The organism is Mucilaginibacter myungsuensis (assembly GCF_015222005.1).
Taxonomy (GTDB): Bacteria; Bacteroidota; Bacteroidia; order Sphingobacteriales; family Sphingobacteriaceae; genus Mucilaginibacter; species Mucilaginibacter myungsuensis.
The window spans coordinates 164,427-178,666 of sequence record NZ_JADFFL010000002.1 but is presented as its reverse complement, the minus strand read 5'-3'; the positions used below and the strand labels follow the sequence as shown (position 1 = coordinate 178,666).

Sequence of the window (14,240 nt, the reverse complement as noted above, 5' to 3'; positions counted from 1 at the left end):
TCCTGCAAGAGCTCGCTAAACAAGAGAGTTCAAAAAATCGGTGAAATCCTCCTCAAATCGGTGAGATCAAGCACTACACCCCCAACCCCCTCAACGCCCCTTTCACCGTATCACGGTTCTGCCGGGATATGGGCACTTTGGCGCCATCCTTCATCAACAGTACGCCGCCGTCCTCTTTCAGCAGACTTTTTACCATATCGATATTCACCAGGTGCGATTGATGGGTGCGTACGAAGCCGTGTGGTTGCAGCAATTCGGCAAAGTCTTTCAAAGTTTTACAGACCAGTAATTGCTCATCGCGGGTGAAGAAGGTGGTGTAATTGTCGGATGCTTCGCAACGGGCTATCTCGTCTATTTTGATGTAGCGTGTTTCGGTGAGGGTGGGCAGCGCGATCTTGGGCACCTCTTTTTGCCCGCGTTGCATGTAGGCCATTAGGTTCTCCAGCTTGGCATCATGGGCTTTGGCCGATAATTTTTGGCGGGCTTTCTCTACAGCTGCTTTCAGTTCGGGGATGTCGATCGGTTTAAGTAGGTAATCGAGGGCTGAGAATTTGATGGCCTGGATGCCGTACTGATCATAAGCGGTAATAAAGATCACCTCAAAATCGGGATGGGCAAAAGCCTTCAATACCTCAAAGCCCGATTTGCCCGGCATTTGGATATCCAAAAAAACCAATCCCGGCCGGTGTTGACGGATAGCGGCAATACCATCATCAGCATTAAGCGCGGCAGCGGCTATGGTTAAGCCGCTGCAATGCGCTTGCAACAAGGTTTGCAGGTTAGTAATATTGTTAGGCTCGTCGTCGATAATGACACAGTTGATATCCATGCGATAAAATTAGCGATATTAAAGCCAGTTGGTCAAGGTGATGGTAATGGTTGCGCCGCCGGTTGTGCTGTCTATGTTCATTAAGATCGGCTGGTCCTTGTAGATCTGGTTCAGCAGATCAATACGTTCTTTACTTATTTTAACGCCTACGCCATTGCCGGTGCTGTTTCCGTTGCCAAAGCCCGGGCCGTTATCAGCAACCGTCAGCACCAGGTCGCGTTGCTGTTTGATAATGTTTACACTGATCTTGCCTTTGCTTTGCAAAGCGCTCACGCCGTGCTTGGCGGCATTCTCAATAAAAGGCTGCAACAGCATATTGGGCATATCGGTATTGGCCTGGTTAATGCCGGCATCAACATTAATATCATATTCAAAACCAAAGCGCAATTGCTCCATTTGCAGGTAGTCGGTCATCAACTTAAGCTCATCGGCTAAACTTACCAGTTCCTGCGCGCTGGTGCTCAGCACTTGGCGGGTCAACCCGGCAAACTTGCTCAGGTAATGGTTAGCACCCTCGGTATCCTGCTGGTTCATCAGGTTCTGTATCGACGTTAGCGCATTGAACATAAAATGCGGATTCAGTTGCGAGCGGACAGAGTTGAGTTTGAGGTTGGCTACTTGTTTCTCCTGTTCAGATCTCGCTAATCGTATCCGTCCACGCCGGCGGTATATAAAAAATAAAAATGCGACCCCGCTAAGGGTCGCTATTGTGTAAGGCAGGATCTGTTTAATGGATACTTTTTTTTCGCCTAAGGGAGGCGGAGTCACTTCAAAAGGGATGACAACCTTTTGTTCCCCGGCACTTAGCGGACTGATGATTACTTTGTATTTTCCGGGCTTTTCAAAATCGTCGCTTTGGATATCTATATGGTCCCCCAACATGTAATATGCTAACTCATATTCGTTAGGCTCCTTGCCATCGTCGAACTGCATTATAATGCGATAAGGCACCGTAGAATGTGGTTTGACGTTCACCCGGAAGGACGACACGCTATCGGCAGGGAATTTGAGATCGGCAGGGATAGTTGTACCATTAATAAACTTTTTTGCATACCCTCTATTCTTGCTAACACTGGTAATATTTGCGGCAGATTCTTGCTTATTATCGGTGTGTGAAAAGCTCAGATAGATCTGCTCTATTAAAGGCCTAACATCTTTGCGCCAATCTAAGATAACACCATCGCGAATGCTGTAGTCCTTAACATTTACAACTTCCACCATCAGCAGCTTACCCAATGCTTTGTAATTACCCACCGCACCGTAAGGTACCATCGCACCAAATCTTTTATCGAGCGGCACCTTTGACCAATGCACTACTTCAATGCTATCATCCTGAACCACCCGGTATCGAAAATCGTTGACATTTCCCTTGTTTATGCCCATCGCCACAATCTCGGCATCGGCATTATCACTAATCAAATAACTTGGGTAGATCTTAGACATGAGCCTAATACTGGCGCCGTAGTTACGCTTCGAACTACTTACTTTGACGCCCAGCATGATCGGGCTGTTATGTTGTACATCTTTAATAATGCCTTTGCCATATGCAATATACTCGCTCTTTTCTTTGATATGGATCACCGTATCCTTATAGATCGAGTAAGGCACGGTATAAAGCTTGTCCGCCTCTGTCACGCTATAAGAACGCGCTCTGATCATTGTCCTTGTGTCTACCCCGCTTTGATAAAATACGAACTGGCCTGTAGCCGGAGGGTTGTGCAGGTCTACTTGTTTTGGCTGAGTTTGCTGCTTTGGGGCATCCTGTGCATTAACTGGCCCGACGGTACCTGCTGCGGTAATCAGCAGGGAAAGGATAAGGAGTTTGGTCTTTCTCATTGTGTTTTAAGTTTACGTGTTTTTTATTGACATCACAAAAGTGTTCAACAAAACGAGGTGTAGCAATCCAGATCGAGTATCCGTAAAGGTTGGGAGAGTATTTGGTAAGAATGAATGAGTTGGGCTAAAACCTTTCGCCTTTTACCTTTCAGCTTTCACGTCAAAAGGTTACTTTTGCGCTTTTACAACAATTTAGCTATGCTACGTACACACACTTGCGGCGAATTACAGATCAGCCATGTTGGTCAGAAGGTTACCCTTTGCGGATGGGTGCAAAAATCCCGCGACCTTGGCGGCACTACCTTTATTGACGTGCGCGACCGTTATGGTCTGACCCAACTGGTGCTGCACAGCGATACCGACGCTGCCCTGCGCGATAAAAGCCGCAGCCTTGGCCGCGAATTTGTTATCCGCGTTACCGGTACCGTGTTAGAGCGTACCAGCAAGAACGCTAAAATGGCTACAGGCGATATCGAGATCAATGTAGAAGAACTGGAGATCCTGAACGAGTCGAAGATCCCGCCATTCATGATAGAGGATGATACCGACGGCGGCGAGGAGCTGCGTGCTAAATACCGTTACCTGGATCTGCGCCGTACGCCGGTACGTAATAACCTGGTGCTACGCCATAAAATGGCACAAGAGGTGCGCCGTTACCTGAGCGACCTTGACTTTATTGAGGTAGAGACCCCGGTACTGATCAAATCGACCCCGGAAGGTGCGCGCGATTTCGTAGTACCAAGCCGCATGAACCCGGGCGAGTTTTATGCCCTGCCACAATCGCCGCAAACATTTAAGCAATTGCTGATGGTGAGCGGGTTCGACCGTTATTTCCAGATCGTGAAATGTTTCCGTGACGAGGACCTGCGTGCAGATCGTCAGCCGGAGTTTACCCAGATAGATTGCGAAATGTCTTTCATTACGCAAGAAGATATCCTGAACATATTTGAGGGCATGACCCGCCACTTGTTCAGCAAAGTGAAAGGTGTGGAGTTAACAGACTTCCCAAGAATGTATTATGCGGACGCGATGCGCCTGTACGGATCTGATAAACCGGATATCCGTTTCGGGATGGAGTTTGTAGAGATGAACGACATCGTAAAAGGCAAGAACTTTGGCGTATTTGACAATGCTGAATTGGTTGTAGCTATCAACGCTAAAGGTTGCGCTAACTACACACGCAAGCAATTAGACGAGCTGACCGAGTGGTTAAAACGCCCGCAAATTGGCGCTACTGGCCTGATCTATGCCCGCCATAACGAGGACGGAACGATCAAGTCGTCCGTAGATAAATTTTACGATGAAGCTGCTTTAGCCGAGTGGAGCAAAGCACTGAACACCGAAGCAGGCGACTTAATTTTGATCTTGGCCGGTGGGATCGACAAAGTGCGCAAGCAAATGAACGAGTTACGCTTAGAGATAGGCGGCCGTTTAGGCTTACGCGATAAGAGCAAATTCGCGCCTTTATGGGTGCTTGATTTCCCGCTGTTGGAGTGGGACGAGGAGAGCGCACGCTATCATGCTATGCACCACCCGTTCACCTCGCCTAAGCCGGAGGATATCGACATGCTGGATACCAACCCGGGCGAAGTTCGCGCTAACGCGTATGACCTGGTGATCAACGGTACCGAGATCGGTGGCGGATCTATCCGTATATCTGACAAAAAACTGCAATCGCTGATGTTCAAGCACCTGGGCTTTTCGCCTGAAGAGGCTCAAAAGCAATTCGGCTTCTTGCTGGATGCTTTCGAGTTTGGCGCACCTCCGCATGGTGGTATCGCTTTCGGTTTCGACCGTTTGGCATCGATCTTTGCCGAGCTGGACTCGATCCGTGATGTGATCGCCTTCCCTAAGAACAACTCAGGCCGCGATGTGATGATAGACTCGCCATCTACCATTGCCGAGGCGCAAATGCAGGAGTTGAAGATAAGGACGGTTCTTTAGTCAGAGGTTAGAGATCAGTTAATTAGAGATCAGGAACATCACGTTGAGAGGTCCGGGCAATTTTTAGCCCTGTTTTGAGTTTATAGAAAAGATGAAAAAATACATATTAGTACTGTTTGTAATGGTAGCCGGACTGGCTGCTTGTAGTAAAAAAGAAGCCCCGTTCGATGCTGCTGTACAAGCCGCTGCAGATGACGCGCAGATCAAGGCTTATTTAAAAAGCAATAACCTTACGGCAACTAAAGATAGTGCTGGCTTTTACTACACCGTCGTTACCCCGGGTACCGGAGCATTCCCTACCGCAAACTCTAACGTTACGGTTAACTACGAGGGTAAATTCCTGAGCAGTGGTGCGCAATTCGATAAGAACAATGGCATCAGCTTTGATATGGGTCGTGTGATAAGGGGCTGGACGCTTGGTTTACAGAAGATAAACGTAGGTGGTCGCATTATCCTGTACATCCCGTCGGGTTTAGGTTATGGCAATACAGATAATGGCCGTATCCCGCCAAACTCGGTGTTGATGTTCACGGTCGATCTGTTGAGCATGCGCTAATAGCCGCAACGGCTATTTCAATATATTAACGGCATCAAATGCACTACCAACGGGCACGGTTTGTCCGCCAAGGTGCAATTGATGCCGTTCTATTTTATCTACTTTGCTTTTGTTGATGATGTAGGATCGGTGCACCCGCGCAAATAATTCGGCAGGGAGCAGGGCCAAGGCATCGGTCATGGTCAGTCGCGATAGGATCGTGCGGCCATCGGCCATTACAAAACTCATGTAATTGCCGCCCCCTTCCAGGTAAAGTAACTCGTCGAACATGATCTTCACTTGCTCGTAGCCTGTTTTTACAAATACGCTGTCGGCCACGGCGGGTTTGTTGCCTTGTTTTAATTGCAATTGCTCGTGCGCCTTGTGGCAGGCTTTTAAAAAGCGGGGATAGGAGAATGGCTTGAGCAGATAGTCCGTCGCGTTCAATTCATAGCTGGTCACGGCATGCTCGGCATAGGCCGTGGTGAAGATCACCATTGGTTTTTGCTGCAGGCCTTCCATCAATTCGATGCCCGAGATATCGGGCATTTTAATATCCAGGAAAAGCAGATCCATACGTTCGCGGGCCATAAAGTCGATAGCCTCAAAGGCGTTGGTAAAATAACCCGCCATCTGCAAAAAGGGCACCCGCCCGGCATGCGAGCGGATCACCTCTAACGCTAACGGTTCATCGTCTACAGCTATGGCTTTGATCATTTACAGGTATTTTTCTAATTGTTTGTACAGCGCATCTTCGGCGCTTGGGCGCTCGGCATTTGGCTGGACTAATTTACCATCTTTGTTGAAGATAAAGTAAGTTGGGTAATAACCACGCTTGTTTTCGTCGGCTTGTAACTCGGCCCAAAAGGCTTGTACATCTTTGCCGTTCTTGCGGATGTGGATGCCGGTCATCCCGTTAACGCGGATAAATTGTTTCCAGGCTTCGTCCTTTTCGTCGTCGTCCATATCCAGGTAAAGGTACACTACATCCTTACCTTCAAAATGCTTTTTAAGCTTAGGCAGATAAGCGATCTCCTCTTTACAAGGGCCGCACCATGTTCCCCAAATGTCCAGGTAAACCACTTTACCTTTTAGGGTACTCACGATGTTATATATCGACTTTACCTTTTCATAACCTTTAAAAACCTGTATGCTCTCGTTATTCTTATTAGCCAGATACAACGCGTTCAACCCGGTGATCTTGTTTTGCAGGAACTGTTTATGCACGCTTTGCGGGAAGGTCTTTTCCAACTCGCTCATCAGCGTTTCGGCAAAATTGATATTCTTATCGTGGATCTGGGTAAAGATAGCCTGGGCAAGGTATTGCTCGGCCACTTTAGGGTCGGCGTTGTTTTTTACCAATATCCAATTGATGTAAGGCTTTCCTTTGGCGTTCACTAACACCTTGGCACTATCCAGCGGCATTTTATAAATTTCCAAAAACGCCCGCGGATCTTTTTGGCCGTACTTGGCCACCGCTTTGGTCTCGGTGTAATTCAAATAAGCCTTGTGAAAGTAGTAATACATCGGTCCTGCGGGGAATACATCGGCTTGGGGTGTAGTGCCGTCAAAAACGGATAAAATAAAGTCATCCACCTTTTTCATATCGACGGGTATCATCACCCGGCCAAAATCGCTCAGAATAGCATAATGGAAATACTTCACTTCTGATGCGATAAGCGTTTTAGTTTGGGTAGGTAAGGCCGACGCGTTGATCTTAGTGATCATATCGTCCCGCATTTTTAGCCAGGGTTTTACCACTTGCGCTTCCATTTCGGCTGCGTTGAGCAAACCGTATTTGTTATTAGTGCGGTCGCCTTGCATAAAAAAGGCAATGTCGTGCAGTTTGGCTTGATGTAACAGATCGTTCTCAATACCGGCGGTCCCGGCAAACTTTTTAAATTGGCGACCGGTATCCAGCGTAAGCAGCAGCGACTTCCCCGGGGTCATCAATATCGATATCTCTTTATTTTGCCAATCGATAGTCGCGAATTTTTGCTCTCTGAGCGGAACGGTAAAGCTGAAATTCCCTTTAGCATCAACGGGAATGGTCTGGTTATTCTCGCGGTAGTATCCGTAAACATAAGGGAGGTTCAGGATAATGCTGTCGGGCCTGGATATATGATCTATATGGCCACTGATCTTAAATTGGGCCATGCTGCTTAGGGTGGCTATGGCTAAGAGGACGGTTATGGTTATTTTTTTCATTTTTGGTTGGTGTTTGACGAATTTAACCACAAAGCGCACAAAGACTGGTAGATCCATTATAGACACAAAGGGCACAAAGCTTTGCACGATGTATTAGCGAACTATGCCTTTGTGTACTTGTGGTTTTCTCTTTACGCGATTTGTGGTTATGATAATAGGCGAATATTTAAAGGTATTTTTCTATTTGTACGGCCAGGCCAGCTTTGTCAGTTGGCCGTTTTGCATTCTTTTCGACAAGTTTACCGTCTTTGTCAAATATCAAATAACGCGGGTAAGCCTGTTCGTTATCCGGTATCCCGAACTCGTTCCATACCGACGATATCTGATCAGAATTTCTGCGGATGTGTTCGCCGGTAAGGTTGTTGATAAAAATAAAGTCGCGCCATTTTTCATCGTCCTCATCTTCATCCCGGGCAATGTATAAAAACACTACCTCTTTATCTTTCAAGCGTTCTTTTAGCGCCGGCTCAAACTCCATATCCGATATACAGTAAGGGCACCAGGTCCCCCACATATCAACAAAAACTACTTTGCCTTTATACGGTGCCACCATATCTTTCACTGTTGAAGTGGTGCGGTAATCGGCGCGTATCTTGATGTTCAGATTATTGGCATATTGGTCGCGCTGTTGTTTTAAGGGAGCGAACATTTTTTCGCTTACTAATATATATTGCTTGTCCTCGCAATTGTTCTTAATGAACCGCATCATTTTGGTTGCGGTCTGCAATTGTCCCTGCATACAAAAACGGTATAACAAATTGGTGAGATGCTTTTCCCAGGCATAAGCCGGCACAATGGTTTTAAGCCGGGTCCCGAACAAATAAACCTCGTTAGTGCGATCGGGGTCGTTCGCCAAATCGGCATAGACAACGCCCATGTCTTTCTTAAATATAGCTGCCGCGTGGATGGTATCCTTATCGGTGCGGTATTGATACATCCCTTTCCACAATTTTAGTTTCATGTAAGCATCCAGGTAATAATTTGCCGCTGCGCTTATCTCCAATTCTTGTTTTTGCGGGACGGTAAAATTTGTCAATACAGCATCAATATATTTGAGGTTAAAGTCGGCCCTGTTGGTTCTTGTGTTTAGCTTATTGGCTAAACTATTGGCCAGCCCGCTGGCATATTGGTATTTAAGTTGAGTATTGATAGCGCCTTGAATAGCGATAGGCAGGCCGGCTTTTTTAACCAATAACCCGATACTATCTAAACTCCTTTTGATCAGCGGAAGCTTTATGCTGATCACCGAATCTATGGACCAGTTTGCATACGAATATTTCGATTTTAGTTCTTTAACAAATGGCAGGTTCGCTTCCTCCTCTAATTTTAGTTTTTTTAGCAGATCGTTCTCCGGCTTGCCCTTGCCCGTAAAGTTAAATTGGGCTGATCCGGCATCAACAGCGATCGATACTTGCACATCTCTGCCTGGTGTTAACAGCATATACTGTGTGCTTTTTCCATAGATCAGCTGGACAAACCTGGCTTGTTTATAGGGTAATATCTTACTGAAATTACCTGCAGCATTTGCCTTTAAATATATTGACCCTTTCTTCCAATGATATCCGTCGTAAGAGGTATTTACCTCGATCGAGTCGTTTATCGGTAGTACTTTTACGTGCCCTTTAAGCACCAATTGCTGAGCTGATGTACCGAGCGCTCCGATTGCCAGTATCAGGGTTAAATAAATATTTTTCATAATGATGTTACAAAGTTTTGATGATCGTCAATTCGATAGATAGGTGGATGAAAAATTCCTTACCGTTCTCGCGCACCACCAGTTCGTGCTTGTCGGGATAGCTCAGTTGCAAGCGTTGTTTAACGTTGTTGAGGCCGGTACCCGATCGGTCGCGTTCGGGATCATTCTCGTTATATGGGTGCATGCTGTTGTGTACATCCAGGTGCAGGATGTTATCGCGCTTGTAAAGGTTAACGTTTATCCACGACTTATTTTGGTGACTGATGCCATGTTTATATGCGTTCTCTATAAACGGTATCAATAACATCGGGGCTATCTCGTAGTAACCGATTATATCCTCTATCTGTATATCAATATTCATCTCCGGCGATAAGGCCAGACGCATATTTTGCAGATCGATATAGTTGTGGATATAATCCAGCTCGCGGCTCAGGGCTATCTTGTCCATATTATTTTCATGCAGCATAAAGCGCATCATATCGCCCAGCTTTTGGATGCCCTCGCCAGTCTTCTCGGCTTTTTCTAACAGGGCTGTGCCGTAAAGCGTATTTAGCGCGTTGAATAGGAAGTGCGGGTTGATCTGCGCCCGCAGGTATTGCAGGTTAGCATCGCTGGTGCCGAGAGCGGTCTTAAGTTTTTGGAGTTGTTGATAGGTTGCCTCGTTATTTAAGTAAACCCGCCATGTTAACCCAATGATCAGCGGAGTAGGTATCACCCAATAAAACAATACGTATCCCATAAAAGGTAGTCGGTAGGTTTGCAGTAGAAACGCTACCTCGATGATACCGAACGACACACAAACTGCTAAAACAGCGAAGAAGTACAGCAAACTGCTTTGAATACGCCCTTGCTTATAAGCCGGGATAAGCCAATACAAATTCACGAAATAGACGATGAACGCGTAGGGCAGAAAGAAAAAGTAGAACCCTAATATCACCCTGAAGAGGCCGGTATGTTGAAAGACCAACAAGAGCATCATGCCACCGAACCAAAGGCCAAACACCAACATAATTTCGCGGGTAATGCGTGAACTCAGATCGGATGTGTTCAATGCCGATCGATGCTGATAAGCAACTATTTCGCGAACGATCACATAGACAATGTAAAACATAAGGAAAGCCAAGGCCATGCTGCATCCCTGTTGCAGAAAGAAACGGTTGGGGTCATCTTCGATTTTACGTATCCAGTTGTATTTATAACTGAAATAGACCATGTAGGTCAGGCTGGCTAAAAACGCTAAGATCACTGTTAGCCCCACGGCTTCCCAATAGCGCTTTTTTTGCACGTATTGTGGCCATACCCAATAATTCAAGATCAAAAAACTGCAATAGGTCGATACTGTTATCAAGCAGGCAGCCCACATTCTTTCCCGGGGTGCGTCGGTTAAGGCCAGAAATAGAATGTATATGGTAATAAAGGTAGCAATAGCGAATTCTACTCGGCGATAAGAAATAAATGAAGGTTTCTTTTCCATGCCACAAGGTTACAGCATGCAAAGGGCTTGATAAATAAAATGTGACGAAGGGTGCAAAAAATGTGACGAGTCCATTTTCTTGATCTCACAGATGGTAGGAGGATTCCACAGATCTTATTTTTCTTGATTCCACCGATTGGCGGAGGATTCCACAGATCTTTAAGGATCTCATCGCCGAATAGTCTTGTTACGATTTAAAGATGATCGGAGATGTTCTGCTTAGATCTGTGAAGTTCAAGAAAAGAAAATCTGTGAAATCATCGTCAAATCTGTGAAATCAAGACACAAAAAAGACCGAAACACTCTCGCAGTACTTCGGCCTCTACATCTACCTATGAAAAACAGCCCTTTGGAAGGGCATTTAATTTAATTCAATTGCTATGCCAAGGGCATAAAAGGGGCTATTATGGGTAAAAACAGTGTTTTTGAGTGATGTAGAGAATATCGCCGGGAAATCCGTTACTCAAATTGGGTATTTTTTAACTCGTGTGGTGAGGAATTAATTATTAATATTGGCGAGGTTAACTGATACAGCATAACCTTTACCACGTGGCTGCCGTTAAAAAGACTTTACCACGGTCATTCCAAAAAAAAATTAAATCAAATTTTAATGACCGATGTTATGGTTGTAAGATGGATCACAATATATATTTATTAGCTACCGACCCCAGGGATCCTTGCCGAGACGTGATACACTCCCGCGACACAGGTCTTAAAGTCAGCGTTATATGCGTTGACGAAAACCGCTTTGAACCCGATCCTAACGAAATTCAACTTTATGGATCTGCTTACGGCAAACTTTACGCTTTCGAAACCATCAATGTAACGCCCGACGATGCGCTCGACGTAATAGACGCTATACAATGGTATGCCGAATATGTAGACTATCCCAATATGGAGATCCTGCCCGAAGACCCGCGCAAGGGCAAGACCGTAGAGATAGATTAACATTTAGTATTTATACCTGTTCCCCCAAAGCTTCCGCATTTTTTCACGTATCTCGTTCTCCTTAGCATTATTTCCCGGTTGAAAGATCTGCGTACCGCTGACGGCATCTGGAAGGAAATCCTGGTCGGTAAAGTTACCCTCGTAACTGTGGGCGTATTTGTAATCCTTTCCGTACCCAATGTTCTTCATCAGCTTGGTAGGTGCGTTGCGCAAATGTAGCGGGACAGGCAGATCGCCTGTAGCTTTCACTAAAGCAATGGCCGCGCTGATGGCCGTAGTAGCCGCGTTACTTTTAGGCGATGTAGCCAAATATATAGCCGTTTGTGACATGATCAATTGTGACTCGGGCATGCCGATCGCCCGTACCGAGTCAAAACAGGCCTGTGCCAGTAACAAGGCGTTAGGGTTAGCATTACCGATATCCTCGGAAGCTAATATTAGCATACGGCGCGATATAAATACCGGGTCCTCGCCCCCTACGATCATTCGCGCCAGCCAATAAACTGCACCATTAGGGTCGCTGCCCCGCATTGATTTGATGAAGGCCGAAATAATATCGTAGTGTTGCTCTCCGGTCTTATCGTACAGGGCCATGTTCTGCTGCACATGGTCAAGCACGTATTTGTTGGTCAGCTTGATCTGCTTTTTATCGGTGGAATTGACCAGCAGCTCAAAAACGTTGAGCAACTTGCGGGCATCCCCACCGGAGAGGCGAAGGATGGCTTCGTTCTCTACGATCTCTATCTTCTTCTCCTTTAGGATGGGGTCTTCTTTAGATGCTTTGTCGAGCAGGCCCATCAGATCGCTTTCTTCCAGATGTTTCAGGATGTAGACCTGGCACCGGGATAGCAAAGCCGAGATAACTTCGAAGGATGGATTTTCAGTAGTCGCGCCGATCAGCGTGACAATGCCGCGCTCGACGGCGCCCAGTAAGGAATCCTGTTGCGATTTAGAGAAGCGGTGTATCTCGTCGATAAACAAGATCGGCAACACCTCGCCCTGTTGTTTTAGGATAGATGCTTTCTCGATCACCTCGCGCACATCCTTCACGCCCGAGTTGATGGCGCTTAACGAAAAGAACGGCCTGTACAACGACTGTGAAATAATATAAGCCAGCGTAGTTTTACCCACACCCGGCGGCCCCCAAAATATCATAGACGGAAGCGTGCCCGACTCGATAGCTTTGCGCAACACCGCACCCTTCCCTACCAGGTGCTGTTGCCCGGCATAATCATCAAGCGTGGCCGGCCGCATCCGCTCGGCCAATGGAGGCAAATTATTCATAAAAGTAAAGTTGGGGATTTGAAACGAGCTATCCTAAAATATTTAGTAAATTTGAAATTAACAAACGTATGCTCAACCAGGTCACCATATCCACATTCCACACTATTTGCCATCAACTGGCTGAACGTGACCTTCACCTGGCAAGCGTGATCCGACGGTATGGCTACCCGCCCATGTGGAGCCGGCCTAATACCTTTGAGTCGCTGGTGCATATCATTTTAGAGCAGCAGGTGTCATTGGCTTCTGCGCTATCAGTCTTAAATAAATTGCGGGAACGGTTGACCAAAATTACACCCAAAGGCGTATTAGAATTAAGCGACGAGGAACTAAAAGCCTGCTATTTCAGTCGCCAAAAAACGGCTTATGTAAGGTATCTGGCCGAGGCTATTATCAATGTTAATATCGACCTGAAAGCATTTGAGACCATGGCTGACGACGATGTCCGCGCCAAGCTCGTTTCATTAAAAGGGATCGGTAATTGGACGGTGGATGTTTACCTGATGTTCGTACTGCAACGGGCGGATATCTTCCCTGCTGGCGATCTTGCTGCGGTGAATGCTTTTAAACGATTGAAAGGTTTGCCCGCGGCTATTACCCGCGAAGAACTCATCGCATTGGCCGAACAATGGCGGCCTAACCGCTCAGTCGCAACCATGATCCTTTGGCATTATTATTTATCGACACCGAGGAAATAAATCGGTGCTGTGAGCGTTAATTTCCTGTTCGTCGCCTTGCTCCATTCGCATATTTTATTGCAAACAAGTACAAGTGGTTTATTTAGAGCTATATTTGCTTGCCGGTTATTCAATTAAGCTCCAATACTTAAAGTTAAAGCGTGAGGAAATTCCTACTTTTAATTTGTTGCACTGTTATTAGCTTTACGGCCTCGGCCCAATGGTGGAAGCTAAAATTTAAAAAGCCGCCGCTACGTCAATTTGAACCGATGGACCTGCTCGGTCCGGCTTACAAGACCACCAGTCTGTTAAAACTAAAGCTCCGCACCCCGCATCTGGCGCTCCAACCCTTACCTATGAGCGACCGCGAATTAGAAGTTGCCCAATCATACACCATGAAGGCCGCCCAGCACAGTATGCGCTACCGCATTTACGGTCAGGCCAGTTATCAATTTGGTCTGCTGGCAGATCTTTATGTGAGGCAAAGCCGTTATTCCGAGGCTAAGTGGTATTTTTTGCAAAGCACTAATTTGGCTCGCCGCCAAAGCGACCATAAACTGATACTGGCTAACCTGATAAAGCTGGCGATGCTTAAGTATGAGATAGGCGACTTTGCGCTGGCCAATCAGGATCTTTTAGATGCCCGCAATATGGCATCGTCCAAAGGATGGCTGATCGATCTGATAGAGATAGAGAAAAAGTTGAATTATATCCAACACACCCGCTATGCCGCCACGCGCAACACCCGCTACGCCGCAGGGGTGACCTTTGATATGGCTTTCCAGGAGTGATAGCACATCCTGTACAACACA

General features: G+C 46.4%; 12 protein-coding genes. 5 read left to right on the top strand and 7 right to left on the bottom strand.

Annotated features, from left to right (window positions below; all coding sequences use genetic code 11):
• Window positions 1–73: 73 nt before the first annotated feature.
• Both IRJ16_RS04615 and IRJ16_RS04610 read right to left on the bottom strand, forming a co-directional pair.
• Window positions 74–829 carry a LytR/AlgR family response regulator transcription factor gene (locus IRJ16_RS04615; RefSeq protein WP_194110360.1) on the bottom strand — a complete coding sequence of 252 codons (756 nt, stop codon included), beginning with the start codon at window positions 827–829 and terminating at the stop codon, window positions 74–76.
• Between the two features lie 18 nt (window positions 830–847).
• Window positions 848–2,665 carry a sensor histidine kinase gene (locus IRJ16_RS04610; protein WP_194110359.1) on the bottom strand — a complete coding sequence of 606 codons (1,818 nt, stop codon included), beginning with the start codon at window positions 2,663–2,665 and terminating at the stop codon, window positions 848–850.
• A gap of 198 nt (window positions 2,666–2,863) precedes the next feature.
• Here IRJ16_RS04610 and aspS point away from each other — a divergent pair, with 198 nt between their 5' ends.
• Both aspS and IRJ16_RS04600 read left to right on the top strand, forming a co-directional pair.
• Window positions 2,864–4,609, top strand: a complete 1,746-nt coding sequence (gene aspS / locus IRJ16_RS04605) for an aspartate--tRNA ligase (protein WP_194110358.1) — start codon at window positions 2,864–2,866, stop codon at window positions 4,607–4,609.
• Between the two features lie 91 nt (window positions 4,610–4,700).
• A complete protein-coding gene (locus tag IRJ16_RS04600) occupies window positions 4,701–5,165 on the top strand; it encodes an FKBP-type peptidyl-prolyl cis-trans isomerase (RefSeq protein WP_194110357.1) in 465 nt (154 codons plus the stop codon).
• Window positions 5,166–5,177: 12 nt separating this feature from the next.
• Here IRJ16_RS04600 and IRJ16_RS04595 read toward each other — a convergent pair whose 3' ends face one another.
• The 4 genes from IRJ16_RS04595 to IRJ16_RS04580 all read right to left on the bottom strand — a co-directional run bounded on the left by IRJ16_RS04595 (window position 5,178) and on the right by IRJ16_RS04580 (window position 10,522).
• A complete protein-coding gene (locus tag IRJ16_RS04595) occupies window positions 5,178–5,861 on the bottom strand; it encodes a LytR/AlgR family response regulator transcription factor (protein WP_194110356.1) in 684 nt (227 codons plus the stop codon).
• Window positions 5,862–7,352, bottom strand: a complete 1,491-nt coding sequence (locus IRJ16_RS04590) for a TlpA family protein disulfide reductase (protein ID WP_194110355.1) — start codon at window positions 7,350–7,352, stop codon at window positions 5,862–5,864.
• Window positions 7,353–7,518: 166 nt separating this feature from the next.
• Window positions 7,519–9,048: a TlpA family protein disulfide reductase gene (locus IRJ16_RS04585; protein ID WP_194110354.1), complete on the bottom strand. Its 1,530-nt coding sequence runs from the start codon at window positions 9,046–9,048 to the stop codon at window positions 7,519–7,521.
• A gap of 7 nt (window positions 9,049–9,055) precedes the next feature.
• Window positions 9,056–10,522 (bottom strand): sensor histidine kinase, encoded by a 1,467-nt coding sequence (locus IRJ16_RS04580; RefSeq protein ID WP_228079858.1) that lies wholly within the window; start codon window positions 10,520–10,522, stop codon window positions 9,056–9,058.
• Window positions 10,523–11,155: 633 nt separating this feature from the next.
• Between IRJ16_RS04580 and IRJ16_RS04575 the strand changes: the two genes are divergently transcribed.
• The gene (locus IRJ16_RS04575; protein WP_194110353.1) at window positions 11,156–11,470 is read left to right on the top strand and encodes a hypothetical protein; all 315 of its coding nucleotides are present in this window, start codon (window positions 11,156–11,158) and stop codon (window positions 11,468–11,470) included.
• Between the two features lie 3 nt (window positions 11,471–11,473).
• Here IRJ16_RS04575 and IRJ16_RS04570 read toward each other — a convergent pair whose 3' ends face one another.
• Complete coding sequence (locus IRJ16_RS04570) at window positions 11,474–12,754, bottom strand: replication-associated recombination protein A (RefSeq protein ID WP_194110352.1); 1,281 nt, start codon at window positions 12,752–12,754, stop codon at window positions 11,474–11,476.
• A gap of 68 nt (window positions 12,755–12,822) precedes the next feature.
• Between IRJ16_RS04570 and IRJ16_RS04565 the strand changes: the two genes are divergently transcribed.
• Together IRJ16_RS04565 and IRJ16_RS04560 are read left to right on the top strand one after the other, a co-directional pair.
• Entirely contained in the window at window positions 12,823–13,449 is a 627-nt protein-coding gene (locus tag IRJ16_RS04565; RefSeq protein WP_194110351.1) for a DNA-3-methyladenine glycosylase family protein, read from the top strand.
• Between the two features lie 140 nt (window positions 13,450–13,589).
• Window positions 13,590–14,219 (top strand): hypothetical protein, encoded by a 630-nt coding sequence (locus tag IRJ16_RS04560; protein ID WP_194110350.1) that lies wholly within the window; start codon window positions 13,590–13,592, stop codon window positions 14,217–14,219.
• Window positions 14,220–14,240 lie beyond the last annotated feature (21 nt).

Excerpts from the sequence above, each read along its gene's own strand:
- IRJ16_RS04615 (WP_194110360.1), bottom strand. The coding sequence starts at position 829 with ATGGATATCAACTGTGTCATTATCGACGACGAGCCTAACAATATTACT.
- IRJ16_RS04610 (WP_194110359.1), bottom strand. The coding sequence starts at position 2,665 with ATGAGAAAGACCAAACTCCTTATCCTTTCCCTGCTGATTACCGCAGCA.
- aspS (WP_194110358.1), top strand. The coding sequence starts at position 2,864 with ATGCTACGTACACACACTTGCGGCGAATTACAGATCAGCCATGTTGGT.
- IRJ16_RS04600 (WP_194110357.1), top strand. The coding sequence starts at position 4,701 with ATGAAAAAATACATATTAGTACTGTTTGTAATGGTAGCCGGACTGGCT.
- IRJ16_RS04595 (WP_194110356.1), bottom strand. The coding sequence starts at position 5,861 with ATGATCAAAGCCATAGCTGTAGACGATGAACCGTTAGCGTTAGAGGTG.
- IRJ16_RS04590 (WP_194110355.1), bottom strand. The coding sequence starts at position 7,352 with ATGAAAAAAATAACCATAACCGTCCTCTTAGCCATAGCCACCCTAAGC.
- IRJ16_RS04585 (WP_194110354.1), bottom strand. The coding sequence starts at position 9,048 with ATGAAAAATATTTATTTAACCCTGATACTGGCAATCGGAGCGCTCGGT.
- IRJ16_RS04580 (WP_228079858.1), bottom strand. The coding sequence starts at position 10,522 with ATGGAAAAGAAACCTTCATTTATTTCTTATCGCCGAGTAGAATTCGCT.
- IRJ16_RS04575 (WP_194110353.1), top strand. The coding sequence starts at position 11,156 with ATGGATCACAATATATATTTATTAGCTACCGACCCCAGGGATCCTTGC.
- IRJ16_RS04570 (WP_194110352.1), bottom strand. The coding sequence starts at position 12,754 with ATGAATAATTTGCCTCCATTGGCCGAGCGGATGCGGCCGGCCACGCTT.
- IRJ16_RS04565 (WP_194110351.1), top strand. The coding sequence starts at position 12,823 with ATGCTCAACCAGGTCACCATATCCACATTCCACACTATTTGCCATCAA.